Source organism: Bacillus australimaris, assembly GCF_001307105.1.
In the GTDB taxonomy this organism is placed as follows: domain Bacteria; phylum Bacillota; class Bacilli; order Bacillales; family Bacillaceae; genus Bacillus; species Bacillus australimaris.
The window spans coordinates 1-8023 of record NZ_LGYN01000014.1; the positions used below are offsets into that span (position 1 = coordinate 1).

An 8023-nucleotide genomic window follows, 5' to 3' on the forward strand; every position below is an offset into this window, starting at 1 on the left:
GTCTTGTTTAGTTTTCAAAGAACTTGTTTACCGCTTCAGAAGCGACTAGAACATCTTATCACATCCAAGTTGTTAGTGTCAACAACTTTTTTGTTATTATGTTTTTTCGTTTCTTCGTCATCAGCGACGTATATTAATTTACCACCATACAGAATCAAAGTCAACAATATTTTTCATTAAATAATAAACTTTTCAATTACAATTAAGGCCGCTACGCCTGGGATGCCCAATAAACCACTAATTCCGCTCGTTACAGGGTTAATAGAGACATGTAATCCTAGACTCTCTCCAAATAGATTGAGGCAAAATAAAAAAAGAGCACCTGCCACAAACTTCACTCCGATAATCCCTAACCATTTGAATGGATTCGCCTGAACACCTGACATAAACAACAATAGCACAGCTAACATAATTGACCCGATCACAATAACAGGTTCCATAATCCTCTCATCTCCTCTTCATATGAATAGTACAAGCATATGAGAGGACTATGTAAAATAGACCTGCTATTATCTCCAGTTGTTTAAACGTAAATTCCTCTTTTTCGCTTCTCTCAGATAGAAAAAGTACTTCGCTTGAGCAAGCTTTAATTCGAATAGAATGTCCGGTGAAGGCTCGACGCTATTTGCGACAAGCTTTTTTTGTCTGTTCCATTCTTCTTTTTGCTTAAAAAGCTGTTGAATTAATTTCTCATCGAATTCTTTTCGAATTGATTTTCTGCGAAGAAAACCCATGTACCGTACTTCTCCTTCCTACATCTCACGTCTGCCTTCTAATGCCTTAGACAGTGTGACTTCATCCGCATACTCTAAATCTCCGCCTACCGGAAGTCCGTGAGCAATGCGAGAGAGTTTAATTCCTGATGGTTTCAACAATCTGGAGATGTACATGGCTGTCGCTTCTCCTTCAATGTTTGGATTGGTTGCAAGAATCACCTCAGTCACTTGATCGTCCTGCAATCTTTTTAATAGGTCAGGAATTTTAATATCCTCTGGGCCAATCCCGTCCATTGGCGAAATGGCACCATGAAGCACATGATATAAGCCGTTGTATTCTTTCATCTTTTCCATTGCGATCACATCTTTTGGATCCTGCACTACACAGATTACAGATTGATCTCTTCTTGTATCTTCACAAATATAGCAAGGATCTTGGTCTGTAATATGACCGCATACCGAGCAATAAGTTAAATTACGCTTTGCATTTACAAGCGCCTTCGCAAAATCTAGTACGACATCTTCCTGCATACTAAGAACAAAAAAAGCCAGACGGACCGCAGTTTTTGGTCCGATTCCTGGCAATTTCATAAAGCTGTCAATCAGCTTTGATATTGGTTCAGGATATTGCATCTTCAGTTATTCCTCCTAGAATAAACCTGGCATGTTCATTCCTTTTGTGAATTGACCCATTGTTTCATTCGTTAACTCATCAACTTTTTTCAATGCATCGTTTGTCGCTGCAAGTACAAGGTCTTGAAGCATATCGATGTCTTCTGGATCAACAACTTCTTCATTAATTGCTACATCAACGACTTCTTTTTGTCCATTTACTTTTACAGTGACCATACCGCCACCTGCCGTACCTTCAAGGACTTTTTCTGCAAGCTCTTCCTGAGCCTTAGCCATATCCTTTTGCATTTTTTGCATTTGTTTCATCATTTTTTGCATATTACCCATTCCACCGCGCATATGAACACCACTCTCTTTCATTTTTATTAATCTTTAATTTCAATTAAATCGGTTCCTACTAACTTCTTTGCTTCCGCAATCAATGGATCCTCTTCAGCGGAAGTTCCCTGACCATCCGCCTGTTCATCCGGCTGATGATCTCTTAAAAATTCTTCTCTTATTTTACCCCATTGAGCGTCAGGAACGCCAACTAATTCCACTCTTTTTCCTAACATAGACTCTAGCAGTTGTTCAAGATTGGTTCGAACACCGCTTTTATCTTCAGCAACCATTTTACAATGTATTTCAAACTTGAATTTTAAAACAAATGCATGCGAAGCAGCAGCAACTGGCTCACTGTCCGTTAATAACGCAGCGTGAGACACCTTATTCTGCTGTTTCAACTGGGCAAGGAGTTCTCCCCATTTACCTTTAATTTTTTCTAGATCAGGCCGTTTCGCTTCTTTTAAAATCTCGTGAATTCGGCCGACAGGTGCACGATAGCCATTTTTGTTACTCGTTTGTGGTCGAGGTGCTTCTTTTTCTTGAGGGCTAGGAGATTGAGACATTGGTACACCTTCAGCTCTTAGCCTTGATAGTTCCTGTTCCAGCCTGTTTATTTTATCTGTTAGTGCCGTTAAATCAGCATCCGCATGACCTTGTGCCATTCCAGCCGTTGATTGACACAGCTTTACAACCGCTACCTCAAAGAAAATCCTTGGATGATTTGTCCATTTCATTTCTTGGTGGCTTTTATTCAGGACTTCAATTGTTTCATACAAAAACTGAGGTGTCACACGATCTGAAAGTGTCACGAAATTTTCGTCGACCTTTACCTTTTCAAGGACACCCTCGAGATCTGGTGCCGTTTTATAAAGCAGCATATCTCTAAAGTAAAAAATCATATCCTCTATTAATTTAGCAGCATCTTTCCCCTGCTGGAGCAATTCATTTAATGTATCTAACGCTATGGCAATATTTTGATCAAAAATTGCTTCTGCAAGCTGACTAATGAAATGTTGAGATACAGCACCTGTAATGAGCAGTGCATCATCAATTGTCAATTGTTCACCACTAAATGAGATCGCTTGATCCAAGAGGCTTAGTGCATCACGCATACCACCATCAGCTGCACTAGCAATAATTTCGAGCGAGCCTTCCTGTACATTTAGGCCTTCTGCATCTACAATTTTCTCCATTCTTCCAACAATATCTTTTGTCGTGATTCGTTTAAAATCAAAACGCTGACAACGGGATATGATGGTAAGAGGAATCTTATGAGGCTCTGTGGTAGCCAAAATAAAGATACAATGAGCAGGCGGTTCTTCCAGCGTTTTAAGGAGGGCATTAAATGCACCGATAGAGAGCATATGTACTTCATCTATAATATAAACCTTATATGTAACCGCTGAAGGAGCAAATTTCACTTTATCACGTATATCCCGAATTTCATCTACCCCGTTATTCGAGGCAGCATCTATTTCAATCACGTCTGAAATTGAACCGTTTGTAATCCCTTTACAGGCATCACATTCATTACACGGTTCACTAATAGGTGACCTTTCACAGTTCACTGCCTTTGCAAAGATTTTGGCAGCACTTGTTTTACCTGTTCCTCTAGGACCTGAAAATAAGTAAGCATGAGAAAACTTTTTCTGCAAAAGGGCATTTTGCAACGTTTTTGTGATGTGTTCTTGTCCAACAACATCCTCAAAAACTTGAGGTCTGAACACTCGATATAAAGCTTGATAACTCACAAATACGCCCTCCTCCATTTATCATCCTTTTCATTATACATGATGCACCGATCAATTCAAAAGCACACCTTTATTTTCTAATAAGCTAAAAAGGTGATTTTAACTATAGTTTTTCTACTTTCCATAAATCAAAACCGTATTTTCTAACTTTGTGAAAGAACTGTCACACCATATAGAACGCTAGTTCCCACTGGTTATTAAAGGCAAAACAAATCACTTCAAAAAGACTTTTTAGCTATTTGTATAACCAAAGCAGCTGAGGTATTCTTTGAACAGCAACAAAAAACTCACCTAGATAAACTAGATGAGTTACATTTAATATTGATTTACCGTGCACCTTCTGTCGATTCGCTACCCCAAGCGTTACTTAAACAGTTAGCTCGGCCCAGGCAACCCTGCGGCACATGAGAGGTTTCACTTAATGCTGCTTCCTTCCGGACCTGACATGGTTCATGAATTCCCATTGCGCAGGACCCAGACGTCAACACCACTTATTTAAGGCAGACCTTGAAGTAAACGAACCTTGAGAAGGGATTCGGCCTCGCTAGAGCGGATTGCGAGTACAGGGCACCGCTACCTCCCCGCTTAGCACGGCAAAATGAATATTAAATTGTTAGTGACGCAGACATAAGTATACCTTCTAACAGCTGAAATTGCAAACGACATCCATTCATTTACTTTTGGCTTGTTTCTTTCGATGGCGGAGGTTTCGGAAGAACTGACTTAACAGCTCACCACATTCATTTTCAAGTACACCACCGATAACTTCAGACTGATGATTAAACCGTTCATCGTCAAGTAAATTCATTAAAGTACCTGCACAACCACCTTTTGGATCGTATGCACCAAAAACGACCTTTTTCACTCTAGAGAGTACAATAGCACCAGCACACATTGAGCATGGTTCAAGCGTAACATAAAGGACAGCATCTTCTAAACGCCAGCTCCCAGTCGCTTTACACGCTTCATCAATGGCAAGTAATTCTGCATGCGCAATTGAACGCTGCTCACTTTCCCTTAAATTATGAGCGCGGCTCACAATTTGGTCATCAACAACAATGATAGCACCGATCGGTACTTCTCCTATTTGTTCTGCTTTTAAGGCTTCAGAAATAGCTTCTTGCATAAACTGTTCATCTTTCTTCATAGCGCGGCTCTCTTTTCATGTTTTTTAAAAGGGTATTGAGGTTAACATATTACCACAATCTTTTAAAGGGGGGGTTATTTTGCCAAAGCACCAAAAGGCGCTGCTTATTATTGACATGATCAATGATTTTGATTTTGAAATGGGACATGTGCTTGCTGAAAAAACAGAACAAATGACCAATAAAATTTTAGCTCTTAAACAACAAGCTTTCAAGGAAAATTGGCCAATTATCTATATCAACGATCACTACGGACTTTGGAAAGCCGATATCCAAGCTGTTCTGAAAACATGTAAAAATGAAAGAAGCGCCCCTATTTTAGAACAATTGGCACCATCTAAAGATGATTACTTCTTAATTAAACCTAAGCATTCTGCATTCTACGGAACTGCACTAGAGACACTCTTAAATGAATTAGGTGTTCAGGACATCATTCTAACTGGAATTGCCGGAAACATTTGCGTTTTGTTCACTGCAAATGACGCCTACATGCGAGAATACAATCTAATTGTACCTAAAGATTGTATCGCTTCAAACGATGACAGAGATAACGACTACGCTTTAACGATGATGGAGAACGTCCTTCTAGCAAAAATCACCACAGCTAAGGAAATCACAAATGAAAATCAAACATGATTTAGCCATAACCCTCATAAATTGTTAGCAATAACAAAGGGGGCGTTGACTATTCAAATTTATGTTGTCAAAAGAGGAGATACTTTAAACGACATTGCCATGCGTTTTAAAACGACAGTCAATGAAATCATCCGTACTAACGAAATCGAAACACCAAATCAACTCGTCATTGGACAAACAATTGTCATTCCCATTAGAGGTCAATTTTATGAGGTCAAACAAAATGACACACTATATCAAATTGGTAGACGGTTTCAAATCTCAGTGGAAGAATTGGCACGCGTGAACAGAATTCGACCTGAAGCGATACTACCTATTCGCTTCTTGCTCTATATTCCACAAAGACCGAAAAGAAACATAAATTCCAATGCTTATATTGAGCCTCGCGGGAACCAAGTCAGTGAAAACTTAAAGCAGGCAGCTAGAGAGGCCTCTCCTTACTTAACGCATTTAGACACTTTTAGTTTTCAAGCACAAAGAGATGGGACTCTGCGAGAACCACCGTTAGACCAACTACCACAGATTGCCGCTCAGAACAGAACTGTATTAACCATGGTAGTAACAAATCTAGAAAATGAAAAATTCAGTGATGAACTTGGACGAATTCTTTTAACTAATCAATCTGTCAAAACGGCCTTTTTAAATGAAATTGTTCGTGTTGCCAAAAAGTATCAATTCAAGGAAATCCATTTTGATTTTGAATATTTACGCCCTGCTGATAAAGATGCTTATATTCAATTTTTAAGAGAGGCAACAGCCCGCTTTCATCAAGAAGGCTGGACAATATCTGTTGCACTGGCACCAAAAACAAGCAGTCAGCAAAAGGGAAAATGGTATGAAGCCCATGACTATGAAGCCATCGGTAAAATCGTCGATCATGTTGTGTTGATGACCTATGAATGGGGATACAGCGGTGGCCCTGCACAAGCTGTATCACCAATCGGACCTGTCCGCCAAGTCATTGAATACGCACTGACTGTCATACCTGCCAATAAAATTGTAATGGGACAGAATTTATATGGATATGATTGGACACTTCCTTACGTCCAGGGCGGTCCTATCGCCAAAGCCGTCAGCCCTCAACAAGCAATTGCACTTGCTAGACAGCACAATGTCTCTATCTTATACGACGAAACAGCTCAAGCACCTCATTTTCGTTATACAGATGCCAACAACAAAGAGCATGAGGTCTGGTTCGAAGACGCTAGATCCATTCAAGCAAAATTCAATCTCATCAAAGAGTTAAACTTGAACGGAATTGCTTATTGGAAATTAGGGTTATCCTTCCCACAAAATTGGCTCTTATTATCAGATCAATTTAATATTGAAAAAAGAACGACATCGTAATTCATTCGCTCTATCTTATGGAAGGGGTATGGTACAATATACATTGGTTTGACAACTTTATAGATAGAGGAGAACGCCTATGTATCCTGCCCCTTTTATTGCAGTGGAAGGCCCAATTGGAGCCGGAAAAACAACTTTGGCTACAATGCTTGCGAAGGAGTTCCAATTTCCTTTAGTAAAAGAAATTGTAGAAGAAAATCCATTCTTAGATAAATTTTATGATGATATGGAGCAGTGGAGCTTTCAGCTTGAAATGTTCTTTTTATGCAATCGATTCAAACAGTTAGAATCAATTGAAGAAAACTATTTGAATAAACAGCAGCCGATTGTCACCGATTATCATGTCTATAAAAATATGATATTTGCAGAAAGAACATTATCAAAAAAGCACATGGATAAATACAGAAAGATCTATCACCTGCTAACAGATGATCTACCTAAACCAAATGCCATGATCTATATAAAAGCCAGCCTTCCCACCTTACTCGAAAGAATACAGATGAGAGGACGCTCTTTTGAAGAGGACATCGACCCAGCTTATTTAAAAACACTCATTGAAGATTATGAGCTGGCCATTGAACATTTAAAACAGACTGAGCCAGGGCTTCCTATCATTACAATTGAAGGAGATCATACAGACTTCGTTTCCTCACAGCAAGATTACCAGCAAATTGTACAGAATATAAAGGAGCAAGTGCTATGAACAATATCGAAATACCAAAGGACGCAGTCATCACAATTGCCGGGACTGTTGGTGTCGGAAAATCAACTATGACCAAAACAATAGCGGACAAGCTAGGGTTTCAAACCTCTCTTGAAAAAGTAGATGATAACCCATACTTAGAGCCCTTTTATTCAGATTTCCAAAGGTGGAGCTTCCATTTACAGGTCTTTTTCCTAGCTGAGCGTTTTAAGGAGCAAAAGCGGATTTTTGAATCTGGTGGAGGATATGTCCAAGATCGTTCAATTTATGAGGACACTGGCATTTTCGCAAAAATGCATGCGGACAAAGGTACGATGTCTGAGGTCGATTATGAAACGTATACGAGTCTATTTGAGGCGATGGTGATGACACCTTACTTCCCTCACCCTGATGTCCTCATCTATCTACACGGGGATTTAGATCATATTTTACAGCGTATTGAAGAACGCGGCAGAGAAATGGAAACTCAAACTGACCGAGCCTATTGGGAAGAAATGTTCACCCGATACACCGAATGGATTGAACAATTTGATTTATGCCCAGTGATTAAAATTAATATCGAAGATTACGACTTACTTCATGATGAAAGCTCACTCGATCCTATTCTTCATGAAATTGCTTCAGTTATTCAAAAAAATCGCTCGACAACAAAATAAAAAAACCGCTGCATTTCAAGAATGCAGCGGTTTGACAATTTCCAATTTTTATGCTTGCGTTTCAATTCAACTAAGGTAAAAATCAATATGGCGGAGGAAGAGGGATTCGAAC

10 protein-coding genes and 1 other RNA gene are annotated in these 8023 nt (G+C 39.4%); 4 read left to right on the top strand and 7 right to left on the bottom strand.

Features of this window, described 5'->3' with window-relative positions; all coding sequences use genetic code 11:
- Positions 1-176: 176 nt before the first annotated feature.
- From AKG37_RS09185 to tadA, 7 genes are all read right to left on the bottom strand, one after another.
- A complete protein-coding gene (locus AKG37_RS09185) occupies positions 177-440 on the bottom strand; it encodes a pro-sigmaK processing inhibitor BofA family protein (RefSeq protein ID WP_060698542.1) in 264 nt (87 codons plus the stop codon).
- Between the two features lie 69 nt (positions 441-509).
- Positions 510-734, bottom strand: coding sequence for a YaaL family protein (locus AKG37_RS09190; RefSeq protein WP_003218088.1), 225 nt, complete (start codon positions 732-734; stop codon positions 510-512).
- 18 nt (positions 735-752) lie between these two features.
- Entirely contained in the window at positions 753-1349 is a 597-nt protein-coding gene (gene recR / locus AKG37_RS09195; RefSeq protein ID WP_003218094.1) for a recombination protein RecR, read from the bottom strand.
- 15 nt (positions 1350-1364) lie between these two features.
- Entirely contained in the window at positions 1365-1688 is a 324-nt protein-coding gene (locus AKG37_RS09200) for a YbaB/EbfC family nucleoid-associated protein (RefSeq protein WP_008342011.1), read from the bottom strand.
- Positions 1689-1714: 26 nt separating this feature from the next.
- Positions 1715-3424: a DNA polymerase III subunit gamma/tau gene (dnaX, locus tag AKG37_RS09205; RefSeq protein ID WP_060698543.1), complete on the bottom strand. Its 1710-nt coding sequence runs from the start codon at positions 3422-3424 to the stop codon at positions 1715-1717.
- Between the two features lie 329 nt (positions 3425-3753).
- Positions 3754-4018: signal recognition particle sRNA large type (ffs, locus tag AKG37_RS09210), an RNA gene on the bottom strand.
- 76 nt (positions 4019-4094) lie between these two features.
- Positions 4095-4571, bottom strand: coding sequence for a tRNA adenosine(34) deaminase TadA (gene tadA / locus AKG37_RS09215; RefSeq protein WP_060698544.1), 477 nt, complete (start codon positions 4569-4571; stop codon positions 4095-4097).
- A 79-nt stretch (positions 4572-4650) separates the two neighbouring features.
- Here tadA and AKG37_RS09220 point away from each other — a divergent pair, with 79 nt between their 5' ends.
- The 4 genes from AKG37_RS09220 (at position 4651) to AKG37_RS09235 (ending at position 7911) form a co-directional block, all read left to right on the top strand.
- Positions 4651-5205, top strand: coding sequence for a cysteine hydrolase family protein (locus AKG37_RS09220; protein WP_077233710.1), 555 nt, complete (start codon positions 4651-4653; stop codon positions 5203-5205).
- Between the two features lie 99 nt (positions 5206-5304).
- On the top strand, positions 5305-6552 hold the full coding sequence (locus AKG37_RS09225; protein ID WP_237697707.1) for a glycoside hydrolase family 18 protein: 1248 nt from the start codon (positions 5305-5307) through the stop codon (positions 6550-6552).
- Between the two features lie 79 nt (positions 6553-6631).
- The gene (locus tag AKG37_RS09230) at positions 6632-7255 is read left to right on the top strand and encodes a deoxynucleoside kinase (RefSeq protein WP_060698546.1); all 624 of its coding nucleotides are present in this window, start codon (positions 6632-6634) and stop codon (positions 7253-7255) included.
- Positions 7252-7911: a deoxynucleoside kinase gene (locus AKG37_RS09235; RefSeq protein WP_060698547.1), complete on the top strand. Its 660-nt coding sequence runs from the start codon at positions 7252-7254 to the stop codon at positions 7909-7911. The genes AKG37_RS09230 and AKG37_RS09235 overlap by 4 nt, the downstream gene beginning before the upstream one ends.
- Positions 7912-8023: the final 112 nt, after the last annotated feature.